Consider the following 24,428-nt stretch of genomic DNA (forward strand, 5'->3'; position numbering starts at 1 on the left):
TCTCTGTCTTTCATTTAGGTTGGCCTTTTAAAAACCTGACAAATACTACTACCTATTAAAAATAATATTCACCGAAAACAAACTAATCAATTATGTATGAAATGAGAACTATACACATTCTAAAATTTACAATGCTAGGTGTTCAAATCCTATTGACACTTTGTGTTTTGAGTTCTATGGTATTTGCGCAGAGCAACTCTAGTATAGAAATTCAAGGTGTTGTAAAAAATGAATTGAACGAAAATCTGAGTGCAGTGAGTGTTATTAATTTGAAAACCAATCTTGCTGTGACCACCGAACAGTCTGGTAATTTCAAAATAATGGCTGAAAGGGGGGATTCCTTGCGTTTTTCCTATGTTGGATTTGAGGATCAATTTGTAATAATAAACAATAGTATAACATTAACGATAACCATGAAGGCGTTGAATAATAGCCTGAATGAAGTTGTCGTAGTGGGCTATGGTCAACAGCGTAAGATAAACATGGTGGGCGCGCAATCTACAGTAAAAGTGGAGGATCTAAAGCAGCCTGTTGCGAACTTGAGTGCTACTTTAGCGGGGCGAATTGCTGGGCTCGTGGGGGTACAGCGTACTGGTCTTCCTGGAAGTAATTCAGCCGACGTATGGATACGGGGTATTTCTACATTTAATTCCCAAAATAGCGCGTCGCCACTTATCGTGGTGGATGGGGTTCAGGGCAGGGATCTTAATGCTTTTGATCCTGAGGATATTGCGACATTGACAATTCTGAAGGATGCGTCTACGACTGCTGTTTATGGTGCTCAAGGAGCGAACGGTGTAATCTTGATTACCACTAAAAAAGGTCGGGTTGGAAAGCCTACTTTGATGTTTAATTACAATCAGGGTATGGTAGATTTTACCAAAAGACCGGATTTGACAAATGCAGAGCAATATATGCGCTTGCGTAATGAAGCAATGGTGGCATCAGGTTTAGCTCCCGAATATAGCGATGAGTATATTCAAAATACTTTAAATGGAACTGATCCAAACTTGTATCCAAATGTAAATTGGTTAGATGCTCTCTTTAAAAATGCTTCATACAATAGAAGAGCAAATTTTAGTGCTCGAGGAGGAACTGAGAATACCCAATACTATACAGCTATATCGTATTATGATGAATCCAGCTTGTTGAAGACTGATAATTTACAAAGTTATAAGGCAGATACCCGATTCAGAAGATATAATTTCACTTCAAATGTGGATATGAATTGGACCAAAACGACGAAATTTTCTTTTGGAATATTAGGCTATGTCATCAATAATAATTATCCAGGTGTCAATCCTCAAGAGGCTTTCGGTCGCGTGATGCAGACTAATCCTGTATTGTATCCCTTGATGTATCCAGGCAACTATATTCCATCAGTTAATCAGTCTTCTGATGCACAGCCCAATCCTTATGCCTTAATAACGCAGACAGGATATCAAAATAACTTTTCTAGTCAATTGAATTCTAGCGCAAGAATTACACAAGATTTGAGTAGTTGGACTAATGGATTGTCAGCTTATGGAATGTTTTCATTTGATACGAATAATTCGCATAATATCGCTCGTACACGCAATAGAACAACATATTCTATAGATCGTGCTAACCCTTATAATGAGGACGGCTCATTGAATCTTGTGATTATGTCCAACGGTTCAGAAGATTTAGGATACGGCAGAAGCAATAGTGGAGATCGACAATTCTATTTTGAAAGTGGATTTAATTACAGTCGCCAATTTGATAAGCATAATGTAAATGCCCTGTTGTTGTATACACAAACTGATGAAGTATCTGCTTTTGCAGGTGACCTAACCTCTTCATTGCCATATCGTACACAACGTGTAGTAGGTAGAGCTAACTATTTGTACGATGATCGTTATGCTGCAGAATTCAACTTTGCTTACGATGGTTCAGAAAACTTTGTGCCGAGTAGAAGATTTGGGTTATTCCCATCATTTGGTGTGGGGTGGATATTATCAAATGAGAAATTCTTTGAATCTGCTAAAGAAACATTTCAAATGGTCAAGCTTCGTTACTCAAATGGTATTACGGGATCTGGAGGTGGAGGTCGAAGATTTGGTTTCTTAACGATTGTAAGTACAGGTGCAAGTGGATATTCATTCTGGAATGGAACGAGTAATGTAGGTTATGGTGGAGTAGCAATCTCTGATTATGGATATGATGTGACTTGGGCTGAATCACATAAGCACAATGTCGGTATGGAGTTTACGACATTAAAAGGCAAGTTGAATGTGACAGTGGATTGGTTTAAAGAAAATCGCTCTGGAGTATTTTTACAAAGAGGAAGTTTGCCAAATTATCTAGGACTTCAAAATCAGCCTTTTGGTAATTTGGGAATTATCAAAAACCAAGGCTTTGACGGTACTGTAGCGTTAGAAAATCTAGAATTAGGAAAAACCGTCTGGTCATTTAATGGTACGTTCTCGTACAACAAAGACCAAGTTATAGAAAATGACAATCCACGTCAATTATTTCCATACTTGGAGCGTAGAGGAAGGAATTTCTTAGCCGGTTATGGATACGTGGCTGATGGACTATTCCAAAGTCAAGGAGAAATTGATATTCATGCAGATCAATCGGCGTTGGGTGCGCAGCGTGTAGGGGATATTCGTTACAAAGATTTAAATGGTGATGGAGTAATTAATACCTACGATCAAACGAAAATTAGTAATGGAGATGTTCCAAACCTTGTATTTGGTGCGGGATTCAATGTCAGTTACAAGAAAGTTTATTTTGGCGCCTTCTTCCAGGGCATACAAGGTGCGGAAAGAAGAATATCAGGCGATGGTATTATTCCATTCAATAATAGTACAGGCGCTGAACGTAGTAACTTATTTACTATTGCTGAATCGCGTTGGACAGAGGCAAATCCTTCTTCAGACGTTTTCTATCCACGTCTAGGCTACGGTAATTCTGTAAATACCAACAATGCGGTGGCGTCTTCATGGTGGGTGAAAGATATTGACTTTTTAAGACTAAAGACCGTGGATTTCGGTTATTATTTGCCAACAGAAAGATTGAAAACTTGGGGATTAAAAAATGCAAGAGTGTACTTACAAGGAGTGAATCTGTATTACTGGAGTAAATTCAAGTTATGGGATCCAGAATTAAATACAAGTAACGGATCATCTTATCCGAATACGCGTACTATCTCTTTGGGACTTCAAGCTAATTTTTAATGATAATATATTTCGCTATGAAGATTAATCAAACCCAAATCAGTAGGATCAGTAACATTAACGTTAACAACATGAAAACTAAAATATTATCAATATTAATGGCGGGCGGGGTTTTCCTTACCTCATGCTCAGGATTCTTGGATCAAATTCCAGATGATGTTTTGACCGTAGAAGATATATTTCAATCAAGGAACTATGTAGATAATTACTTAACACAAATTTACGCAAATCTCCCTAATGAGATGTCACAAAGGTTTGTAGGTAATCAATATGCAGGTCCTTGGACGGCCGCATCGGATGAGGCGAAATACACATGGGATTTCAATTATGCCAACAATATGAATAAAAGTACTTGGGCGACTACAGATGGTTCAGTTTCTACCTTTTATGATAATTATTATAAGTCCATACGAAATGCTACAGATTTCATCGATAAAATAGATTCTGCAAATCCAGCAGAGGTTAATGATGCGATGAAATCAAGATACAAGGCAGAAGCAAGAGCGCTTAGAGCGATGTACTATTTCTTTTTGATTCGTATTTATGGCCCAGTTCCATTAGTAACAAATGTTATTCCAGTAGACGCTCCGTTGTCGGAAGTGTTGTTGCCTCGTAATAGTTTTGACGAGTGCATTGATTTTATTGTGTCTGAGCTTGACTTAGCCTATGTTGATTTGCCTACCACACCTGTGAATAGCGAATTCGGCAGAATCACAAAGGGAATGGCTAAAGCTTTCAAACAACAAACGTTGCACTGGGCAGCTAGTCCTTTGTTTAATGGAAACGCGGATTACGCAAATCTTAAAAATACAGATGGTAAACAGCTTATATCTCAAACTTACGATGCGAACAAATGGAAATTAGCAGCAGATGCGGCTAAAGAGTTTTTAAATGAATTCGTACCGAATACGTACAAATTGTATGAAGAAAATAATGCTGACCCATTTGTGAAAGCCTATTTGTCTACGCGCAATGTCATGTTGAGAGAGTGGAATGAAGAATGGATTTTTGCACGTACTGATGCCCAAAATTATTCGCAATATGACAAAACCCCAAAACATGTTGGCTATACAACTGATGTACAAGGTGGAGGAGCATTAGGTGCAACACAGAAAATAGTAGATGCTTATCACATGGCTAATGGATTACCTATAACAGATGGTGCTTCAGGCTACGAATTAAATGGTTTTACGGATTACAGAGCGCCATTTGATGCAAGAGCGCGAAGTACATTTAAACCATGGGCAAATCGGGAACCACGTTTTTATGTCGGAATCACTTATAATAGAAGCTATTGGTTGAATCAAGGTTCGAATTCTAGTGAAGTCATTACTGTAATGGAGCTTTCTGGTAATTCTGGACGTAGGCAAAGTACATCAGACGTTTCTCCAACGGGGTATATTATCCGCAAGAATGTTTCGACCAATGGTAACAACCGAGGGTCTGTACAATTAAGATTAGCACAAATCTACTTGGATTATGCGGAAGCATTAAACGAATATGAGCCAACGAACAATGATATCGTCACCTATCTCAATTTAGTACGCCAACGTGCAGGAATTCCGACCTATGGTACTGGTGTTGGTCAGATAGCAAGACCAGCGAATCAAACTGCTATGCGTACGGCTATTCGTAGAGAGCGACAAGTTGAATTAGCATTTGAGAATGTACGTTATTTTGATTGTAGACGTTGGAAAACTGCAGTAGCAGAGTTTGGTGGGGACGTTTTCGGTATGAATATGTTTGCTGATGGAAATGCATTCTATGACAAAACGTTAATTGAAACACGTGTATTTAGACAGCGAGATTATTTATTCCCTATTCCGAATAATGAAATTTTAAAAAATGAGTTGATGGTTCAAAATCCTGGATGGTAATATTTAATAAATGTATAGAAATGAGTGTTATAATGAACATAAAAAATAACTTCTTGCGAGTAGTTGGAGTTATGACTATCGCAGGCTTTATCTTAAGCTCTTCTGTGTCATGTGTGAAAGATGTGGATTATGCGGTGGATAGTGAAGGCTTGATTTACATGGCTCAAGCTTCAGAAAGCAAATCGTATCTTCAGCTTTTTGATATTGATACGATTCAAGATATTTTCATCGGGGCTTCATATGGAGGTTTAAAATATCCCGATAGTGATTTGAGTGTGAAGTTCGCGGTTGATGAAAGTTTGATCAATGCGTACAATCTTGAAAATGGTACAAACTATATTGCTTTTCCACAATCATCGTATTCCATTTCAAGTTTAGAATCTTTAATAAAAGCAGGAGCTTCTAATAGTGATCCACTCAAAATAATGATCACCGCAAAGTCATTACAAATAGGTAAATCATATATGTTGCCAGTGAAACTAATTTCGGCAGGCTCTTCAGCTGTTCATCCGGATCGAAATACAGCCTATTTTCGAATTGATTCACTTATAAGAAGAGAAAGAGATGTTACCAATTTGGGTGCACTGTCCGTAAGTCATGAGAATAATGGTGGGGCTGGACATGGTGAAGGTTCTCCAAAACTCGTCGATAATAACCTAGGAACAAAATATCTAACACAAGGATATACTTCAGGAATGTGGTTTCAGATAAAATACAATACACCTCAAGTTATAGGAGCCTATACGTTTACATCAGGTAATGATGCGAGTGATCGAGATCCAAAAACTTGGCGATTCGAAGCATCAAATGATGGTAATACTTGGACCGTATTGGATAATAAAGTGGAATATTTCTTTAGTGATCGCAATCAAACAAGAAGGTTTGAGACAACAAATACAACGCCATATACGTATTACCGAGTTACTTTAGTATCAAATAATGGGGCTAATTTATTTCAAATGTCTGAATGGAGACTGATTCAATATTATTAAAATCAAAGCTCATCATATAAAATATTTATTATTTCCCTATGTTAAATGTTAGATTAATGTTTTTGTTTGGTCTGTTGCTTCTTTGCGTCTCTTGCAAAGAGGCGGCAGATAACAATCCGCTAGATGAACCCAAAGAAGAAAATCCTGTAGATTCAGAGGACCCAAATGCACCTCCACGTCTTTGGAGAGAAAAATGGCTGGAACACGAATTATTGTTGACAAGACAATATTATAATGATTCCATAGTCATATATCATGATGAGGATATGGATGATGCGGTGACGTGGACACGACGAGCTATCACCAAAATTTGGAATTACACATGGAAAACCTATGGAGGGTTTGGACCTGATATTCGACTTAAAGTGGCATTACATGGAGGAACATACGGAGGAGGACATCCGGGCTATTACCTCAGTAACAGTCATGGTTATATTAATATCATTGATGCAGGTTTAGGAAGGACCCGATGGCTAGATAGTATCGGTGAACCACTCGATCTTATTACCCACGAAATAGGTCATATTGTTGAAGGAACTTCCTATAATACATTAAATTCTCCTGCTTTCCCAATATGGGGCGATAGTAAATGGATGGAAATTTATCAATACGATGTCTATAAAGCGCTAGGTTGGGCAGATAAAGCACAAAGCTGGCATAATAGAATGCTCCTTACAAATGATAATTTCCCAAAAACTGGGACCTATTGGTATCGTGACTGGTTTTATCCTATTTACGAGCAATATGGCGAAGCAAATGTTTTGAATAATTTTTTTAAACTATTGTCTCAAAATTTTCCTACCACAAGTATCCCTAATGGAAGAAAATATACAAGAGATTTAAATTTTGGTGAGTTTATTCATTTCTGGAGTGGGGCTGCAGGGAAGGATCTTTCAGATCTCGCACTCCGTGCATTTGGTGATAAGGATCGGTATGGCAACCTTTGGCAGCCTCAGTTACAAAAGGCAAAAACAGATTTTAACACAATTACTTACTAAATACACTACGATTATTTATATAATGCAAACTATAATTAAATATTTAGCCATTTTTCTTTGCCTACTAATCATAACTATTCCGAATCTATTTGGACAAAATGGACAGATAGAACCCGTAGATTATGTTAATGCCTTAATGGGCACAGACTCAAAAGTTTCTTTATCCAATGGAAATACATACCCTGCTGTGGGAGTTCCATGGGGAATGAATATGTGGACGCCACAAACTGGCAAAATGGGAGATGGGTGGCAATACACATATTCCTCCGATAAAATCCGAGGATTGAAACAAACGCATCAACCGTCACCTTGGATGAATGATTATGGACAATTTTCGTTGATGCCTGTGAGTGGTAAGTCAGTTTTTGATCAAGACGAGCGTGCGAGCTGGTTCTCGCATAAGTCGGAAATTGCGAAGCCCTATTATTACAAAGTATATTTGGCGGATTACGATGTCACAGCCGAAGTGACACCTACTGAGCGAGCGGCTATGTTTAGATTTTCTTTTGGAAAAACAGATAGTGCATTCGTCGTGTTGGATGCTTTTGATCGCGGATCTGAAGTGCAAATTATTCCAGAGAAGAATATGCTAATTGGTTATTCCACACGATACAGTAGAGGTAAATTACCAAATTTCAAAAACTATTTTGTAGTCGTTTTTGATAGACCATTTGCTAATAAAGCTGTTTGGGAAGGTAAAACCAAAAAGGATGGTGTTTTAAAAATTAATGCTGATCACGTGGGTGCGATTGTAGGGTTTAAATCTAAAGGAAAACACGACATTATTCATGCTCGTGTTGCATCATCATTTATTAGTCACGAACAAGCGATTCTAAACCTTAACGAGTTAGGACAAGATTCATTTGACAAAGTAGCAGGTAAAGCACGTAAACTTTGGAACGAGAATCTTGGAAAGATTAAGGTTGAAGGGGGCACAATTGATCAAATGCGAACTTTTTATAGTTGCCTTTACCGCACATTATTTTTTCCAAATAAATTATATGAATATGATGCTAAAGGTAATATCGTACACTATAGTCCATATACAGGAGAGATACTACCTGGTTATATGTTTGGAGGAACGGGTTTTTGGGATACATTTAGAGCTTTGTATCCGTTGCTAAATATGGTCTATCCTTCTATTAATAAAGAAATGCAAGAAGGTTTGCTGAATTGTTATAAAGAAGGAGGTTTTCTACCCGAATGGAGTAGTCCTGGTTTTGCAGACATAATGATAGGAAATAATTCAGCTTCTGTCGTTGCTGAAGCTTATTTGAAAGGACTTCGAGGATATGATATTCAAACTCTTTATGAAGCGCTAAAACATGGAGCAAATAATGAAGGACCGATGACAGCTGTAGGTCGTAAAGGTGTAGCCTATTACAATGATTTGGGTTATGTGCCATATGATGTCGGAATCAATGAAAATGCTGCGCGTACCTTAGAATATGCTTATGATGATTTTGCTATATATAGATTGGCAAAAGCATTGGGTAAACCTAAAGAAGAAATCGAGTTGTACGCAAAACGTAGTCAAAATTATAAGAATTTATTTGATCCATCTACCAATCTGATGCGAGGAAAAAATAAGGATGGACAGTTTCAATCACCATTTAATCCATTGAAATGGGGCGATGCATTTACTGAAGGAAACAGTTGGCATTATTCGTGGTCAGTATTTCATGATGTTCAAGGGTTGATTGATTTGATGGGTGGCAACAAAACATTTGTCAACATGTTGGATTCCGTATTTGTACAACCTCCATTATTTGATGATAGCTATTACGGTGGAGTGATTCATGAAATACGTGAAATGCAGATTGCTGATATGGGCCAATATGCGCATGGGAATCAACCTATTCAGCATATGATATACTTGTACAACTATGCAGGAGAACCTTGGAAAGCCCAATATTGGGCTCGTGAAGTGATGAATAGAATGTATAGCGCGGCACCTGATGGCTATTGTGGTGATGAGGATAATGGACAAACTTCAGCATGGTATGTGTTTTCAGCATTGGGGTATTACCCTGTATGTCCAGCGATGGATGAGTATGTCCTAGGCGCTCCTTTATTCAAAAAGGCGACTATAAAATTAGAAAATGGAAAGTCATTTGTCATTGAAGCACCGAATAATTCGGGCGAAAATAAGTATGTCCATCACGCAACGCTTGGTGGGAAGATACATTCATTAAATTACATTACACATACAGATGTAATGAAAGGTGGTACTTTAAAATTGGTTATGCGCAGTGAACCTAACAAATCAAGGGGAACAAAGGCTTCCTCTTATCCTTATTCATTTACAACAGATAAAAATAAATTTTAATACATCTTAAATATGCAATTTATAAAACACATCGGCCTGACAACGATATGTCTAATGGGAATTATTAATTCAGGATTTGCACAGCGAGAATGGTCGAATATCTCTCGAGATATCAACAATGCCTTGCAGGTGGACACGATAAAGAAGAAACAATTTACATTAATCTATATTAATAAATCGAAGGATTTCGATTCGAATATTGGTGAGCGATTAAAAGAAGTGTTTTTTGTTAACTATCCAAAACAGGTAAAGCTTTACAACAAAAAATCAGCTCCTCAGGTGATTTTTGTGATTGATCCTGAATATGATGGTATAGCGGCAGCAGGAGGTGGGGTTATTCGATTCAATCCTGAATGGTTCAAAAAGAATCCTAAAGATATTGATATCGTAACACACGAAACGATGCATTTGGTGCAAAATTATCCAAATAATGCTGGACCAGGTTGGATAACGGAAGGTATTGCAGACTATGTGCGACACACGATGGGAGTGGATAATGAGGGAGCCAATTGGAGCTTGCCAGAATATCGTCCAAATCATAAATATACGGATGCGTATCGAATCACTGCTCGATTCTTTTTATGGATTGAAAAAAATAAGAAAAAAGGAGTAATGAAATCTTTAGATGCGCAAATGCGCAATAAAACTTATACAGAAGATTTTTGGGTGAAAATGACAGGTAAGAATGTGGATGAATTGTGGAAGGAATATGCTGAAAATCCAAAAATTTAATAGTTATTAAATAGTCATAAATTATATAACGAGCCTGCAAATGTAGGCTCGTTTTCAGTTTTTTAAGATTATACCATACATTTTGTATAATCTTCAATAATTACTTTAATTAATAAATATAATGCGCGATACAATCTTTGCAACTGATAAAAAATGAATGCAAATTGAGACGATCTTATCCGCATATTAAATTTATTCCAGCTTTATTTGTGTTGCTGAATGTTATGCAGTAATTGTTAATAACATTCTTTAATACTTATGAATAACCAATATATATATTCTGAAAATTTTAAATAAAGCTATGTATAGATTCTTTCCAAATCCTATTGGGATAAAGCATACGAAGAAAAGTGTCATTTTGTTCGCGTTTGCTTCCGTTCTTACGTTGATGTCAATCTTTAATCTGCAGGCACAAAAACGAGTTGCGCCAGCCTACCCGCTAATTACGCACAACCCAAACTTTAGCATCTGGTCTATGACTGACCAATTGCATGGATCTACGACTAAACATTGGACGGATGCTGATCATTCTTTGTTAGGTTTGATAAATGTGGATGGCGTTATCTATAGATTTATGGGATTGGAAGCTCCTAACTACAAATCCATTTTAAATACAGCTGAAGAAAAATCCTTTGAAGTGCACTATACAGAACAAACCCCAGTAGGAAATTGGACGGCTGAAAGTTACGATACACATAATTGGAAACAAGGCGCTGCGCCAATTGGAGATAATGGAGATGTAAAAACGCAGTGGAAATCAGATAATATTTGGGTGAGACGTGTGTTTGATATTGCTAATTTGGAATCTATAAATGAATTAATATTAAAACTCAATCACGATGATAATATCGAAGTGTATTTAAATGGAAAAAATGTATATACCAAAAATGGTTGGACCAATAAATTTGATTACATCAAGCTGAATAAAACAGATTTGAAGAGGGGTAAAAATATAATTGCTATTCACTTAAAGAATACTGCTGGTGGACGTTATTTGGACTTTGGTTTGGTAGATAAAATTCAATCAAAAGATTCAAAAATCCTAGAGGCAGTTCAGAAGAATGTGGAAGTTACTGCCACGCGAACTATTTATACTTTTCAAGCAGGTAAAGTGGATTTGAAAGTTACTTTTACTTCACCATTGCTGATGGATGATTTAGCTTTGTTAGCAAGACCTGTTTCTTATATCACATACAGTGTAAAAACAAATGACAACAAAAAACATAATGTAAATGTGTTTTTTGCGGCATCCTCTGATATTGCAGTGTATAGGCCTTCTCAACAAGTCGTGGCTACACAATACGCTAATGAGCAATTGAGTATATCGAAGGTTGGTACTGTAGAGCAACCAATTTTGGCAAAAGGTGCTGATGATATGCGCATTGATTGGGGTTATTTTTATGTGGCCGCACCCAAAAAGGATAAAATAGTGCAATATATTAGTACAGCAGCTCAGGCTATAGAATCGTATAGAAAAGGATCGACATCTACTTCGAAGACAAATGGTACGTCTTTATCATTAAATACAATCATTCCATTCGGTCAAGTTGGCAATACGGAAGTGGAGCGATTTGTAGAATTAGGCTATGATGAGCTGTATGCTATTCAATATTTTAAAACCAATCTGAGACCTTGGTGGAATAATTCGGGCAAAGAGACCATCGAAAATCAACTTACTTTGGCTGCAAATGAATACAAAGAAGTAATAGCTAAATGCGAACGTTTTGATAATGAATTATACGCTGAAGCTTTGAAATCTGGAGGTGAGAAATATGCACATTTGAATGTGTTGGCTTACCGCCAAAGTATTGCTGCGCATACACTAGTCAAAAGTCCGAATGATGAATTATTATGGCTGTCTAAAGAAAATAACAGTGGCGGATTCATAAATACAGTGGATGTTACATACCCATCTGCACCTTTGTATTTGTTATATAATCCTGAATTACTCAAAGGTATGCTGACAGGGATATTCTATTTTAGTGAAAGTGGTAAATATCCTTACCCTTGGGCTGCACATGACTTGGGAACTTATCCACATGCAAATGGTCAGACTTATGGAGAGCCAATGCCAGTAGAAGAGTCAGGAAACATGATAATTCTAACCGCAGCAATAACTAAAGTACAAGGTAATGCGACATACGCTAGAAGACATTGGGAAACTTTGACTACTTGGGCAGAATACTTGGTCAAGGAAGGGTTTGATCCGAAGGAACAGTTATGTACTGATGACTTTGCTGGACATCTTGCACGTAATATCAATTTGTCAGTGAAAGCTATTGTAGGAATTGCCTGCTATGCCCAGATGGCTGATGTGTTGGGTGAGAAAGCTACAGCGCAGAAATATCGCACCATCGCACATGAAATGGTGAAGAAGTGGATTGAAATGGCAGGCGCGGGTGATCATTATGCGTTAACTTTTGATGATAAAAATACATGGAGTTTGAAATACAATTTGGTGTGGGATAAGGTGCTCGATTTGAAACTCTTTCCTCAACATGTTTACGATACAGAAATTGAGTATTATCTAACAAAAACTAAGAAGTTTGGTGTGCCACTAGATAGTCGTAAAGCGTATACAAAAAACGATTGGATTTTGTGGACAGCGACTTTTGCACCTACACGTCAGCAATTTGACGCGTTAATTGATCCAGTTTATGTCTTTTCCTTGGAAGCTCCAACGCGCGTGCCGTTAAATGATTTCTATGACGCAGATACAGGTGTTAGAGAAAATTTCAAAGCTCGTAGCGTGGTTGGTGGTTTTTTTATGAAAACATTAGCTGATCGAATGGCGAAAAAATAGTAAGAATCATAATAAGGTGGTAGATAAATTGTAGGCAAACATTGATTTTTCAATGTTTGCTTTTTTTATTATAAATTTTGAATGACTGTAATCCATCTATTCATTTAGGAAGACTATAATTATCAAAGCATCAGTGAACATGGTTGATTAAATTTTGAAATTTTAACACAAATTTCAAATTCACATAAATATTCAGTGTTAAAATTTCAATATTACTTAGTTTTAATGAGTGAAAGTTCTTCTGTTGAGCTTTAATTCTTCTTTTGTGTGTAAATTTTGCTAAAAAGTGTGGTTTATATGAGTGTTCGTTCTTTTTGTTGTGTAATTTATCTTAATTTTTGATTTGTCAATGTAATATTTTCATTAATAAAATATTTTTTATATCATAATTGTAAATATTTGGTATTTTTTGTGTTAATATTTTTATATTTAACCTAATAAGTTGTAAATATTTAAATTTTAATCATGAGAAATGGGTTGCTTACCTCTTATAGACCGATAGATGGTGTGTATGATGAGATGATTGGGGAAGTTTTGCGTCCTCAGTTTGAAAAATTTATCCATTCTTTGGGTGAAATGGATTTAGATTCTTTGACACTGCGTAATGAAATGACTAAAAAGTTGTTTATGCGCGAAGGAATTACATTCACAGTGTATAGTGATGGCGAAGGAATTGAAAAAATATTCCCTTTTGACATAATTCCGCGCGTAATTCAATGTAATGAGTGGGAACATATAGAATCTGGAGTAAGACAGCGATTAAAAGCATTAAATATTTTCTTAAAGGATATTTATCATCAGCAATTCATACTTCGTGACGGCATCATTCCGTCGAGTTTGGTGTTTTCATGTCCAAATTACCTCCGTCAAATGATGCATATCGATGTTCCTTTTGATATTTATACACATATCAGCGGAATTGACTTGATTCGGGATTCGGATGGTAGTTATTATGTGTTAGAAGATAATCTTCGTACGCCTTCTGGAGTAAGTTATATGCTGGAAAATCGCAAGATGAGCTCACGCATTTTTCCAAATCGCTTAGTCGAAAATAAAGTACGTTCTGTAGGTCATTATCCAGATTTATTAATCAAAAATCTATTGGCGTTGGGTTCGCATTTGAGTGATCGACCAAATGTAGTATTGCTCACACCAGGTATTTACAATTCAGCTTATTTCGAACATACCACGTTAGCGCGTTTAATGGGTATTGAATTGGTAGAAGGTCGTGATTTAGTCGTTCAAAACAATTTCGTGTATATGAAAACGACGCGCGGATTGCGTAAAGTCGATGTAATTTACAAACGTGTGGACGATGAGTTTTTGGATCCATTGGTATTTAAATCTGATAGTATGCTCGGCGTTCCCGGTCTTTATCATGTATACAGAAAAGGAAATGTCAATATCGTCAATGCGCTGGGTAATGGTGTAGCAGATGATAAAGCGGTGTACACGTATGTGCCAGATATGATTCGCTATTATTTGAATGAAGAGCCAATTCTGAAATCTGTGCCTACTTATCAAATGGCGAATGAGGAAGAGCGCGAATATACTATTCAAAATATCACCAACATGGTGGTCAAAAAAACCAATGAAAGTGGTGGTTATGGCATGTTGATTGGGAATAATGCCACAGACGAAGAGATTAGCGAGTACATCAAAGAAATTAGAAAAAATCCAAGACAATTTATATCTCAACCTATAATTAAGCTTTCAAGCGCACCTTGTTATATCAACGGCGAACTGCAACCGCGAAGGGTGGATTTACGGCCATTTGCATTGTATGGGCCAGATGGAATTGAGATTGTACCGGGAGGATTGACACGTGTAGCCTTGAAGGAGGGGTCAATTGTAGTAAATTCTTCGCAAGGTGGAGGAAGTAAAGATACTTGGATTATTGATTAAAAAAGATATTAAAATATGCTGAGCAGAGTTGCGGAAAATATGTATTGGATGAGTCGATATATGGAGCGAACAGGTATACAACTGCGTGTTTTGAACTCCACATATATCTCAGACCAAGATGGATTGGTCAAAGTAGACTGGAATCAAATTGCGAATCACTTTTCCTTAAATTATCCCATGGATAATAATGGCGGTGAAGTATTAGGCGAATTGATTTTTGATGGCCAAAAAGATTTCTCGATTCTGAATAATGTATTTAAGGCGAGAGAAAATGCGCGGAGTGCGCAAGATCATATTAATAGAGAATTATGGCAATCGTTAAATGATTTCTATCATTTGATTAAAGACGATTATCTAAAGGGACAGTTGGCTGTCGATCCAATGACCGTGATGGATCAACTCATTAAACAGGCAATGGTTTATGATGGGATTATCCACAATTCGATGAATAGAGGTGAAGCGTTTTGCTTCATGCAATTGGGTAAATTAATCGAAAGAGGTTTGCAATTGATTGATCTATTGAAATATCATTTGACATTGGATAAAAATGATTGCGAAAAACCTAATGAACAACGTTGGCGCTATTTATTAATAGCGTTGAGTGGGTATGAAACCTATTTGCGTGAACATGTAGGTAATTTGGATCCTAAGTTAGTCTTTAACCAAATTATGAATAACAGCAATTTTCCCTATTCTTTGGATTACAATTGGGAACGTATATCTGTTTATTTGAAGATGATGAAAAAGGAAGAAATTGGATTATATCATCCAGATCTTAATTTTATCTCTGGAAAAGCTTCTTCTTACATCAAATACATTCAAATACCCAATGATTTTGATGGTCAAATCAATTACCTCAATACGGTTGAGAAGTATTATGTTGACATTAACCGTGTTTTGAACAACGATTACTTTGGAAATATCTATTAATATTTTAAAATATGCCTAAATACTACGTTACCCACGTTACTAAATATCAGTATCCATCTGCAGTTACAGATAGTGCAAATCAAATAATTCTATACCCAAAATCTGATGCGAATCAGCAGATTATTTCGCAAATAATTACCACAAAACCGCATGTGCAAATAGATACTTTTTCGGATTATTTTGATAATCAGGTTGGATTTTTTACTGTTATCGAACCACATCAAGAACTGGAAATACGTGTTGATTTGGAAGTTATCACGACAAATGTGCCATTGCGCAAACAAACTTTATCGCTGCAAGAGCAAAAAAAGGAATTGGAACGAATTCAATGGGCGTATCCATTTATGGAGTTTTTACAACTGGAACAAGTTAATGCCAAAGCAGAAATTCAACATGTATTTGATGTGTTGGATGTAGAGAACTTGGATACTTCAGATGTCGTGTCGAGCTTATCAAATTATATATATAATGAATTTGCTTATCGCCAAGGCGTGACGACAGTAGAGACAACAGTGGATGAGATTTGGTCTCTAAAAGCTGGTGTATGTCAAGATTTTGCACATTTATTAATTACAATGCTACGTATGTTACAGATTCCATGTCGTTATATCTCGGGATATATATGTCCAAGTAAAAGCGAGATGCGTGGCGAAGGTGCTACACATGCATGGGTTGAAGTGTATATACCAGGACTGGACTGGGTAGGAATAGATCCTACCAACAATTGTTGGGTGGCTGATCGTCATATTATCATTGCGTATGGACGTGACTTTAAAGATTGTACGCCTGTAAAAGGAACATATAAGGGGCCTTCGGAACAAAGGTTGACTGTATTAGTCGTTATTTCTAATGAACAAAATAAATACCGCGAAGGTACTAATGATCCTTTAGTGGCAATGTACACCACTACAGCAGCACCATCAGTGAACACCACACAAAACTCATATCGTCACTTCTTGGATATGCAGCAACAGCAGCAACAACAATAAATACAACTTTCCCTATAGCCATAGTTTGTTTTTAAGGGTTCGCATTGTCGAGCCCTTTTTTGTGCTATGTAGAATTTTGATGTTTATTAGCATTTTTTATTGTAATCTCTTGTGGAAAAGTATAATTTTTTGTAAATACAGTATTTTTCAATAAAAAATTCAATAATACTATATAAGTGTTGAAAATAATATTGTTTTATCGGAGATTTGCCCCGTTATTGAACGTAAATAATAAGTGTAAAGGAAAATATGTTGGCAAATTCTACCTATAGTAAATGTCTTTCCCCTGAATTGGATAGTAGATTCAATCATTTGTGGTGCCTTGTTGGCAATACGCCTATGCTTGAATTGTATTATACTTACAAAGGAAAAGTTGGGAAAATATATGTGAAATGTGAAAACTATAACCTCACAGGAAGCATCAAGGATCGTATGGCACTTTATATTATGTATAAGGCGTATATGAATTGTCAAATCCGTCCTGATGATATGATTGTGGAGGCTACTAGCGGAAATACTGGTATCGCATTTTCGGCTATTGGAAAAGCATTAGGGCATTCTGTCAAGATTATTATGCCTAATTGGTTGAGCAAAGAGCGTATCGATATCATTAAAAGTATGGGTGCAGATATTCAATTAATTAGTAAAGAAGAGGGTGGTTTTCTAGGTAGTATTAGATTGAGCGAAGAACTTGCTGCGCGCGGTGGAGTTTTCTTGCCAAGACAATTTGAAAATACATTTAATGCAGAAGCGCATGAGATGACAACAGGTAAAGAAATAGCTCTACAATTGGAATCCAAAGGACTAGTTGCAGATGCTTTTGTGGCAGGCGTAGGAACTGGAGGAACGGTGATGGGGGTAGGCAAGCAATTAAGAAATTACAATCCTTTTGTTAAAATACATCCTTTAGAGCCACAAGAAAGCCCAACTTTGACAACTGGCTACAAAGTTGGAGCACATCGTATTCAAGGTATTTCAGATGAATTTATTCCTGCAATTGTAAAATTGGATGAATTGGATGAGGTGGTTTGTGCATCGGACGGTGACTCAATTATCATGGCGCAGAAGTTAGCCAAACAATTGGGATTAGCTGTGGGGATTTCTTCTGGAGCGAACGTGATTGGAGCGATCAAATTGAAGGAGCAATTAGGTGAAGATGCGGTGGTCGTGACATTATTATGTGATGATAATAAAAAATATTTGAGTACAGATCTAGTAAAAGATGAGCCTATAAAAGATGGGTATATTTCAACGGATCTAGAGTTTATTGATTTTTTACCTATAGCAAGATTATCAAAACCATTAATTGGTTAATATATAGATTGTTTCATCCTATTTGTTTAGGAATTGTTTGTGTTAGAATAGATTTAGTCGAGTGATTCACTCGACTGATCTTATTCGCAAGACTAAAGCCAACTTTATGAAATTATTTTTGAAATTTTTAGTTGTTATAACCTTAATCTGGAGTTCTAATAACTTAATGGCGCAAGATTCTTTGGTCAGCCTGACAGACGCTGTGTTTTCGGATGGTAATTCGTCGGATACAGGTTTTGTAGATCTTAGCGATGTAGAATTTTCGGACGGAACCGACGAAGCTAATTCGAATCAAGACACGATCACACAAGACTCTTTGCAAAGTAAAACTGAAGACTTAAGTGTAAATAATTCCGAATCTAAAGATGACGACGCTTCTTTATGGGGAATATTTATTGCCGGATTATTGGGTGGTTTTGCAGCATTTTTTATGCCTTGTATCTTCCCAATGGTGCCATTAACAGTAAGTTTCTTTACCAAAAAAGCAGGTTCTCGATCAAAAGCTGTTTCCCAAGCTTTCATGTACGGCTTGTTTATTATTGTCATTTATGTGGCATTAGGTATGTTGATTACAATTGCTTTTGGACCAGAGGCATTGAACGAACTTTCTACAAATGGTATTTTCAATTTCTTCTTCTTTTTGATGTTGGTGGTGTTTGCCGCATCATTTTTGGGAGCATTCGAAATTACTCTGCCAAGTTCTTTTGTCAATAAAATCGATTCCAATTCGGATAAAAGTGGATTAGTTGGTTTATTCTTTATGTCGGCAAGTTTGGCGGTGGTTTCTTTCTCTTGTACAGGTCCAATCATTGGGACATTACTGGTAGAAGCGGCTACGCGTGGCGAACGTTTAGGTCCTGCAATCGGAATGTTAGGTTTCTCTTGCGCTTTGGCAGTTCCTTTTGTATTGTTCGCAATGTTTCCTTCGATGTTGAAATCTTTACCAAAATCTGGTGGTTGGTTGAATAGTGTGAAAGTGGTTTTAGGTTTCTTGGAATTAGCGTTAGCACTTAAATTCTTATCCAATGTTGACTTAGCTTATAACTGGAATTTGTTGGATAGAGAAGTGTATTTGGCTTTATGGATTGTGATTTTTGGACTTTTAGGCTTATATCTAATCGGAAAAATCAAATTTTCGCACGATAGCACCTTAGAATATATGTCCGTGCCGCGTACGATGATAGCTATAATGGTTTTCACATTTGTGGTGTATATGATTCCAGGAATGTGGGGAGCACCTTTGAAAGCTATTTCAGCATTTTTGCCTCCAGTTGGAACACAAGATTTTGATTTGACTTCAGGAATTTCTCATTCGGGGAGTGCGTCCCAAAGTGCGGATGCTGCATCACGCAAGCATTACACGTATTTCCACAGCAAAGCGACAATCAAAGGCATGGATCCATATTACGATTATGATGAAGCTTTAGCAGCAGCGAAACAACAGAATAAACCTTTATTGGTGGATTTCACGGGTTGGAATTGTGTGAATTGTCGTAAAATGGAAGCTGAGGTGTGGAGTTCACCAAAAATCAAGGATTTGATAAATAATGAGTTTATTTTGGTGGAATTGTATGTGGATGACAAAGTTTTAAAACTTCCAGAATCAGAACAGTATGTCTCGAAGAAGACAGGCAAAAACATAAATACAGTAAGCAAGCGTAATGCTGATTTTCAAATCACACGATTTGAGAGTAATTCGCAACCGCTTTATGCTTTGCTCGATACGAATGGTGAATTGTTAGTTCCGACTAGTGGAGCAGAATATAATATCGACAAATACGAGGCGTTCTTGAAATCGGCCTTAGAAAAATTTAAATAAAATCAACCTAAACATTAATTAATAATCCCAATTACTAGCAATTGGGATTATTAATTAATTATTTATCTCGGCTCCAAATTTCGTGAATTGGATCGCCTTTTGAACTTTTACCACTGTGATGCCATTGACCGTCTTCAATTTTTCCTTCAAAACTCAATGATGCTCCAACTCGGGAATTATCACGGGAAAAGAATGTGATATTTTCTTGATATACACCTTTGTCAAAAGTATATTTACCACCACCAGTTCCGTAAAAACCTTTTTGCGCAGGGTTGATAGCTATCCACTGAAAGAATCCGTCCACCAGAATTTTTATGGTTTTACGATCTCCGCGTTGAATTGTTTGCATACCATCATTGGTTTTACGACCGGTAATGCGCCACAATCCATCTAAACCTTGCGCTTTTACAGCTTGTTTTTGAAAAGGCACACCTTGAATATTGATGGAATTGGTTCCTATTTCTAGTGGAAATTGGTGCGTCTTACCTATATTCTCAGCATTTTTATCATCGTATTCACATACAACCACAAGGTTATTATTTTCTACCTTGTATGTGCCACCTTGTGTACTTTTATAGGTGTCATTACTAAAAATTGAGTGTGAAATATAGCCATCCACCATTAAAATTAAGTGTGAATCATCGCCATTTTTTGCAATGTAAGCGCCTGTCAAATTTTGTGCTAATACTGATGGAATTCCTATAGCAATAGCTAGAATAGTCAGAATAATGTTTCTCATAATCAATGGGTTTATCTCATTAAAGATAAATATTAATTGTTTGAGCCACAAAATTTTAAGTGCTTTTTGACTTTTCTTTAAAAATGGTAAGCAGTTTCACTTTTAGTTTCTGACAAAACAAAATAAGTTTGCACGGTATTTACCTGCGGTAATACAGCTAATTTATGACGTAAAAACATGTGGTAGGCTTCCATGTCTTTGGTGGCGATACGTAACATAAAATCGTACGATCCAGCCATTTGATAGCACTCCATTACTTCAGGGAATTTCGAAACTTCTTGTTCAAATTCATTTAACGTTTCAAACGTATGTGCTTTTAAGAATACCTGCGAAAATGAAATCAAACCTATACCAATCTTATTACGATCTAAAATTGCTACTGTTTTTTTGATGTAACCTGCTTTCTTAAGCTTTTTTACACGTTCGTGAATGGCAGCGATGGATTTGTATAGTTTCTCTGCCAATTCCTTATTGCTTAAGGTGGCGTCTTCCTGCAATAGCTTCAGTAATTTTATATCAGTAGGATCTAAGTTCATTGTAGTTTAGATTTGATTAAAATCAAAAATATAAAAATATGAACATATAACGTAATATTTACAGGTTAAATTTATTAAACCTGTAAATATTACGATTTGACACTGTAAATTCAATATAAATTATTATTTATAGGGTAGAAGGTGCTATGGTAATATCCTGACTTTGCGATTGTATAATATGTGAAAAGAATTCTTTTAAATCGAGGTATTGATTTGGCAAAAACATTGGTTTGTTTAGAATAGAAGATATTTGCACAGTAAGTACACCCTCGGCTTCTTTTATAATATACAGATAACGCGCATCTCGATTAGGTAGCGCTAGGCTTTGGTTCTTGGGCTTATTTTTTACGGTATATGAATCCGGTAATTTTATATTTAATATAAATGATTCCTCAATTGCGGAGCCTAAGTCTACTGGATAAGATCTTTCATCCAGATTGAACGGGTTTTTAGTTGTCCTGCCGGTAATAAATGGAATGAATTTAAGTTCATCACCATTTTTATTTGCAAAATTTTGAAATTCAATTTCTTGCGATTCTGTTAGAACTTGTGAAGGATCATCTAAATTATACATCTCATGCGTGTTTATCTTGTAGTTCGTATTTTTTTCATAAGCGTTTTCTTTGTACTCCTCTATGGAATTGAACTTTTTAATTTCTTCGCGCTTGTTAGTTGCTGCATACCCGATACGCATAGAAGTTAGTGTTCCCCGTAACGTACCATCATCAGTTAGTTCTCCTGTAAAATCATAACTCACTTTGCTTGATAACATAGAAACCAAATCTACCCACTTATAAGCTGTTTTTGTCAGTAGGTTTCCTTTGTGATTAATACATCGCAGAGGTAACTGCCCAAATGGTGCATGAGCATCTGATGCATCCAGAAGATATTCTGAAGAATCTATTTCAATATGAGCTATTACATAGTTGTAGTCGGTAATGGTTGGTCTGAATAAAGCAGGCATTCCATTTTCCCGTGTCGATAAAATTACTGGATTAGCTTCGATATTAGCAGCACGCAACGCACTGATTAGTGCAAAATTAATATCTGCTGCATTCCCATTTTTTTGTTCTAAAGCTTTCTTTACACCATTGTCTGCGAATAGACCATAACTTTTATTCCAATTTATTTGGGATTTTATGTAATTATATAAGATGTTAGCTTTTTCGTAATTCGTCATATCATCTTTGATGATTGTAGGAAGAATCGATTTGAAAAGATTAGTTCTGTTTAATTCTTTACCAAAATTATCAGCCGTATATAATTGTTCTTTAACATTTTCCCAAGTGTTAGCATAATTGTGGCTTGGGCCAAAAGGAATCGAAAATGAAGCTAATTCGAATGTAAGCGTACCCATGAAATTCTTGGGAGTGGTCATATATTCCTCCCTTATAAATGCTGGAATATCTTTAGCGATATATATTGTTTGCGTCCCGCGGATATCTCCTGTCGACGTAGATATTTTGGTGTCATAAGGTAATTGCTTGCGAGAGTCCAATTTTACATACCCTTTCATATTTACATTATAATGGCATATTTCGGGAATTTCGGAAACAAATTCTGAATGTATTTTAGGTATATAGCTCTGAAATTGCCAAGACTCTAAGTTATATAAGTAGGGAGATTCAGTGGAATATTTAAGTTCAATGATGGAGCCTTCTTTGACATTGGCCAATGCTATTTTAACGACATCTCTATTCTCTGATACTTTTTCGATCAAAATATTCTTTTTATCCAGATCGGTTTTCTCAATTTTACCATCATCTAATTTATTGTATGTGGTGCCTTTTACTCCCTCAATTGTCTCTCTACTGCCACTGCTTTTGAACAACGGTACAGTAAAATTTGCATAATCTAGACCTTCTTTGTTTTTAATCAATATTTTAGTGTGGTAATAAAAGCGTAAAACTAATTCTCCCTTAATGCTTTGATATTCAATTCTAGCTTTTCCGTATTCATGCAATACGATTGCTTCGGAATGAGGAGCATAATCTCCTTTATCAAAATCTTCAGCTGATATTTTTCCGTACGAAAAATCTTGAGCAAATCCACTTATAGTTATTAAAACATAAAGTAGGGTTAATAGTGGTTTTAGCATTTTGGTGTAAATGAGTTAATAATTACTTCTAAAGTAATGTAATTTTTTTTAGTTTTCTTGAAAATAATTTTAGGTCTATGTTGGTTAACATAATTAGTATATTTGTTTTCAATTTTTATAAACCATACATTATATGAAAGTTAATAAGTTCCATACGTATACTGTGCTAGCAGCTTTAGCATTAGGTTCATTGTCATCTTGTAATTCTGCGCAAAATGCAGAAAACAAGGAAGAAATACATAATCCTGCAACGCAAACAATACCGGAAGACATGAAAGAATTAATTGGTCGATGGGATATCACTGTTGAAAAGGAAGGTAAGCAAGTGCCATCTTGGTTAGAGGTGAAATTGTCCGGTTTTAACACGTTGGTTGGTTATTTTGTGGCAGATGCGGGTAGTGCTCGTCCTGTTTCGCATATTAAACTGGATGCTGGAAAATTTTCATTCGAGATTCCTACACAGTGGGAAGATGGAACGGGTCTTATCAAACTTGAAGGTGTGTTAGAGGGAGGTAAGTTAAAAGGTAAAATCATAAGTAACAAAGGAAACGAATTTTCGTATACAGGGGAAAAGGCACCTTACTTAGTTCGTACTGCAGAAGGTAAATTAGGTGCTCCAATAGAATTATTCAATGGGACTGATTTGAAAGGATGGAAAACTTCTTCAGATGATAACCAATGGGAAGTGAAAGATGGTATCTTAATCAATAAAAAAGCAGGTGCTAATTTAATCTCTGAGCAATCTTTCGAAGATTTTAAATTAGAAGTTGAGTTTAAATATGGTAAAGATGGCAATTCGGGAATCTATTTACGCGGTAGATACGAAGTACAAATCGAAGATTCACCATTAGATAGACACCCAGGTTCGTTGTATTACAGTGGAGTGTATGGATTTTTGACACCTAGTGCAATCGTTACGAATGGTGCTGACCAATGGAATAAATATGAAATTACATTAAAAGGTCGTATGGTAACTGTTGTTTCCAATGGAAAAACTGTTATTAGCAACCAAGAAATTCCAGGAATCACAGGCGGAGCGTTGGATAGTAAAGAGGGTGAACCAGGGCCGATTTATTTGCAAGGTGATCACACAGGTGTAGAATTTAGAAAAATTACGATTACACCAATTCAATATTAAAATACTGGTGAAAAAATACTTAAATG

The 24,428-nt window shown here is 36.3% G+C and carries 16 protein-coding genes; 13 read left to right on the forward strand and 3 right to left on the reverse strand.

Going from position 1 to position 24,428, the window contains the following annotated elements; translation table 11 throughout:
- Positions 1 to 101 precede the first annotated feature (101 nt).
- The 12 genes from FLS47_RS02895 to FLS47_RS02950 all read left to right on the forward strand — a co-directional run bounded on the left by FLS47_RS02895 (position 102) and on the right by FLS47_RS02950 (position 19,891).
- Positions 102 to 3,203 carry a SusC/RagA family TonB-linked outer membrane protein gene (locus FLS47_RS02895; RefSeq protein ID WP_223225105.1) on the forward strand — a complete coding sequence of 1,034 codons (3,102 nt, stop codon included), beginning with the start codon at positions 102 to 104 and terminating at the stop codon, positions 3,201 to 3,203.
- Between the two features lie 71 nt (positions 3,204 to 3,274).
- Positions 3,275 to 5,080, forward strand: coding sequence for a RagB/SusD family nutrient uptake outer membrane protein (locus FLS47_RS02900; protein ID WP_149912895.1), 1,806 nt, complete (start codon positions 3,275 to 3,277; stop codon positions 5,078 to 5,080).
- Positions 5,081 to 5,112: 32 nt separating this feature from the next.
- The gene (locus tag FLS47_RS02905; RefSeq protein WP_188347341.1) at positions 5,113 to 6,072 is read left to right on the forward strand and encodes a BT_3987 domain-containing protein; all 960 of its coding nucleotides are present in this window, start codon (positions 5,113 to 5,115) and stop codon (positions 6,070 to 6,072) included.
- Positions 6,073 to 6,110: 38 nt separating this feature from the next.
- Positions 6,111 to 7,070 carry a hypothetical protein gene (locus FLS47_RS02910; RefSeq protein WP_149912897.1) on the forward strand — a complete coding sequence of 320 codons (960 nt, stop codon included), beginning with the start codon at positions 6,111 to 6,113 and terminating at the stop codon, positions 7,068 to 7,070.
- A gap of 22 nt (positions 7,071 to 7,092) precedes the next feature.
- Positions 7,093 to 9,399, forward strand: coding sequence for a GH92 family glycosyl hydrolase (locus FLS47_RS02915; RefSeq protein ID WP_149912898.1), 2,307 nt, complete (start codon positions 7,093 to 7,095; stop codon positions 9,397 to 9,399).
- A 54-nt stretch (positions 9,400 to 9,453) separates the two neighbouring features.
- Positions 9,454 to 10,131 (forward strand): basic secretory family protein, encoded by a 678-nt coding sequence (locus tag FLS47_RS02920; RefSeq protein WP_223225106.1) that lies wholly within the window; start codon positions 9,454 to 9,456, stop codon positions 10,129 to 10,131.
- A gap of 388 nt (positions 10,132 to 10,519) precedes the next feature.
- Positions 10,520 to 12,934, forward strand: coding sequence for a glutaminase family protein (locus FLS47_RS02925; RefSeq protein ID WP_188347344.1), 2,415 nt, complete (start codon positions 10,520 to 10,522; stop codon positions 12,932 to 12,934).
- A 465-nt stretch (positions 12,935 to 13,399) separates the two neighbouring features.
- Complete coding sequence (locus tag FLS47_RS02930) at positions 13,400 to 14,839, forward strand: circularly permuted type 2 ATP-grasp protein (protein ID WP_149912901.1); 1,440 nt, start codon at positions 13,400 to 13,402, stop codon at positions 14,837 to 14,839.
- 15 nt (positions 14,840 to 14,854) lie between these two features.
- A complete protein-coding gene (locus FLS47_RS02935; protein ID WP_149912902.1) occupies positions 14,855 to 15,769 on the forward strand; it encodes an alpha-E domain-containing protein in 915 nt (304 codons plus the stop codon).
- Positions 15,770 to 15,780: 11 nt separating this feature from the next.
- Entirely contained in the window at positions 15,781 to 16,758 is a 978-nt protein-coding gene (locus FLS47_RS02940; RefSeq protein WP_149912903.1) for a transglutaminase family protein, read from the forward strand.
- A gap of 249 nt (positions 16,759 to 17,007) precedes the next feature.
- Positions 17,008 to 18,072 carry a PLP-dependent cysteine synthase family protein gene (locus tag FLS47_RS02945; protein ID WP_149912904.1) on the forward strand — a complete coding sequence of 355 codons (1,065 nt, stop codon included), beginning with the start codon at positions 17,008 to 17,010 and terminating at the stop codon, positions 18,070 to 18,072.
- A 106-nt stretch (positions 18,073 to 18,178) separates the two neighbouring features.
- Positions 18,179 to 19,891: a protein-disulfide reductase DsbD family protein gene (locus FLS47_RS02950; RefSeq protein ID WP_223225107.1), complete on the forward strand. Its 1,713-nt coding sequence runs from the start codon at positions 18,179 to 18,181 to the stop codon at positions 19,889 to 19,891.
- Positions 19,892 to 19,949: 58 nt separating this feature from the next.
- On the opposite strand, the gene FLS47_RS18375 is transcribed toward FLS47_RS02950, so the two are convergent.
- The 3 genes from FLS47_RS18375 to FLS47_RS02965 form a co-directional block, all read right to left on the reverse strand.
- Positions 19,950 to 20,630, reverse strand: a complete 681-nt coding sequence (locus FLS47_RS18375; protein ID WP_223225108.1) for a hypothetical protein — start codon at positions 20,628 to 20,630, stop codon at positions 19,950 to 19,952.
- Between the two features lie 77 nt (positions 20,631 to 20,707).
- Positions 20,708 to 21,166: an Lrp/AsnC family transcriptional regulator gene (locus tag FLS47_RS02960; RefSeq protein WP_149912905.1), complete on the reverse strand. Its 459-nt coding sequence runs from the start codon at positions 21,164 to 21,166 to the stop codon at positions 20,708 to 20,710.
- 127 nt (positions 21,167 to 21,293) lie between these two features.
- Positions 21,294 to 23,264, reverse strand: a complete 1,971-nt coding sequence (locus tag FLS47_RS02965; RefSeq protein WP_149912906.1) for a DUF3857 domain-containing protein — start codon at positions 23,262 to 23,264, stop codon at positions 21,294 to 21,296.
- Between the two features lie 133 nt (positions 23,265 to 23,397).
- Here FLS47_RS02965 and FLS47_RS02970 point away from each other — a divergent pair, with 133 nt between their 5' ends.
- A complete protein-coding gene (locus FLS47_RS02970; protein ID WP_149912907.1) occupies positions 23,398 to 24,402 on the forward strand; it encodes a 3-keto-disaccharide hydrolase in 1,005 nt (334 codons plus the stop codon).
- Positions 24,403 to 24,428: the final 26 nt, after the last annotated feature.

Source organism: Sphingobacterium cavernae (genome assembly GCF_008520265.1).
GTDB classification, from domain to species: domain Bacteria; phylum Bacteroidota; class Bacteroidia; order Sphingobacteriales; family Sphingobacteriaceae; genus Sphingobacterium; species Sphingobacterium cavernae.

Excerpts from the sequence above, each read along its gene's own strand:
- FLS47_RS02965 (WP_149912906.1), bottom strand. The coding sequence starts at position 23,264 with ATGCTAAAACCACTATTAACCCTACTTTATGTTTTAATAACTATAAGT.
- FLS47_RS18375 (WP_223225108.1), bottom strand. The coding sequence starts at position 20,630 with ATGAGAAACATTATTCTGACTATTCTAGCTATTGCTATAGGAATTCCA.
- FLS47_RS02925 (WP_188347344.1), top strand. The coding sequence starts at position 10,520 with ATGTCAATCTTTAATCTGCAGGCACAAAAACGAGTTGCGCCAGCCTAC.
- FLS47_RS02950 (WP_223225107.1), top strand. The coding sequence starts at position 18,179 with ATGAAATTATTTTTGAAATTTTTAGTTGTTATAACCTTAATCTGGAGT.
- FLS47_RS02910 (WP_149912897.1), top strand. The coding sequence starts at position 6,111 with ATGTTAAATGTTAGATTAATGTTTTTGTTTGGTCTGTTGCTTCTTTGC.
- FLS47_RS02900 (WP_149912895.1), top strand. The coding sequence starts at position 3,275 with ATGAAAACTAAAATATTATCAATATTAATGGCGGGCGGGGTTTTCCTT.
- FLS47_RS02930 (WP_149912901.1), top strand. The coding sequence starts at position 13,400 with ATGAGAAATGGGTTGCTTACCTCTTATAGACCGATAGATGGTGTGTAT.
- FLS47_RS02895 (WP_223225105.1), top strand. The coding sequence starts at position 102 with ATGAGAACTATACACATTCTAAAATTTACAATGCTAGGTGTTCAAATC.
- FLS47_RS02920 (WP_223225106.1), top strand. The coding sequence starts at position 9,454 with ATGGGAATTATTAATTCAGGATTTGCACAGCGAGAATGGTCGAATATC.
- FLS47_RS02970 (WP_149912907.1), top strand. The coding sequence starts at position 23,398 with ATGAAAGTTAATAAGTTCCATACGTATACTGTGCTAGCAGCTTTAGCA.
- FLS47_RS02960 (WP_149912905.1), bottom strand. The coding sequence starts at position 21,166 with ATGAACTTAGATCCTACTGATATAAAATTACTGAAGCTATTGCAGGAA.
- FLS47_RS02905 (WP_188347341.1), top strand. The coding sequence starts at position 5,113 with ATGAACATAAAAAATAACTTCTTGCGAGTAGTTGGAGTTATGACTATC.
- FLS47_RS02945 (WP_149912904.1), top strand. The coding sequence starts at position 17,008 with ATGTTGGCAAATTCTACCTATAGTAAATGTCTTTCCCCTGAATTGGAT.
- FLS47_RS02940 (WP_149912903.1), top strand. The coding sequence starts at position 15,781 with ATGCCTAAATACTACGTTACCCACGTTACTAAATATCAGTATCCATCT.
- FLS47_RS02915 (WP_149912898.1), top strand. The coding sequence starts at position 7,093 with ATGCAAACTATAATTAAATATTTAGCCATTTTTCTTTGCCTACTAATC.
- FLS47_RS02935 (WP_149912902.1), top strand. The coding sequence starts at position 14,855 with ATGCTGAGCAGAGTTGCGGAAAATATGTATTGGATGAGTCGATATATG.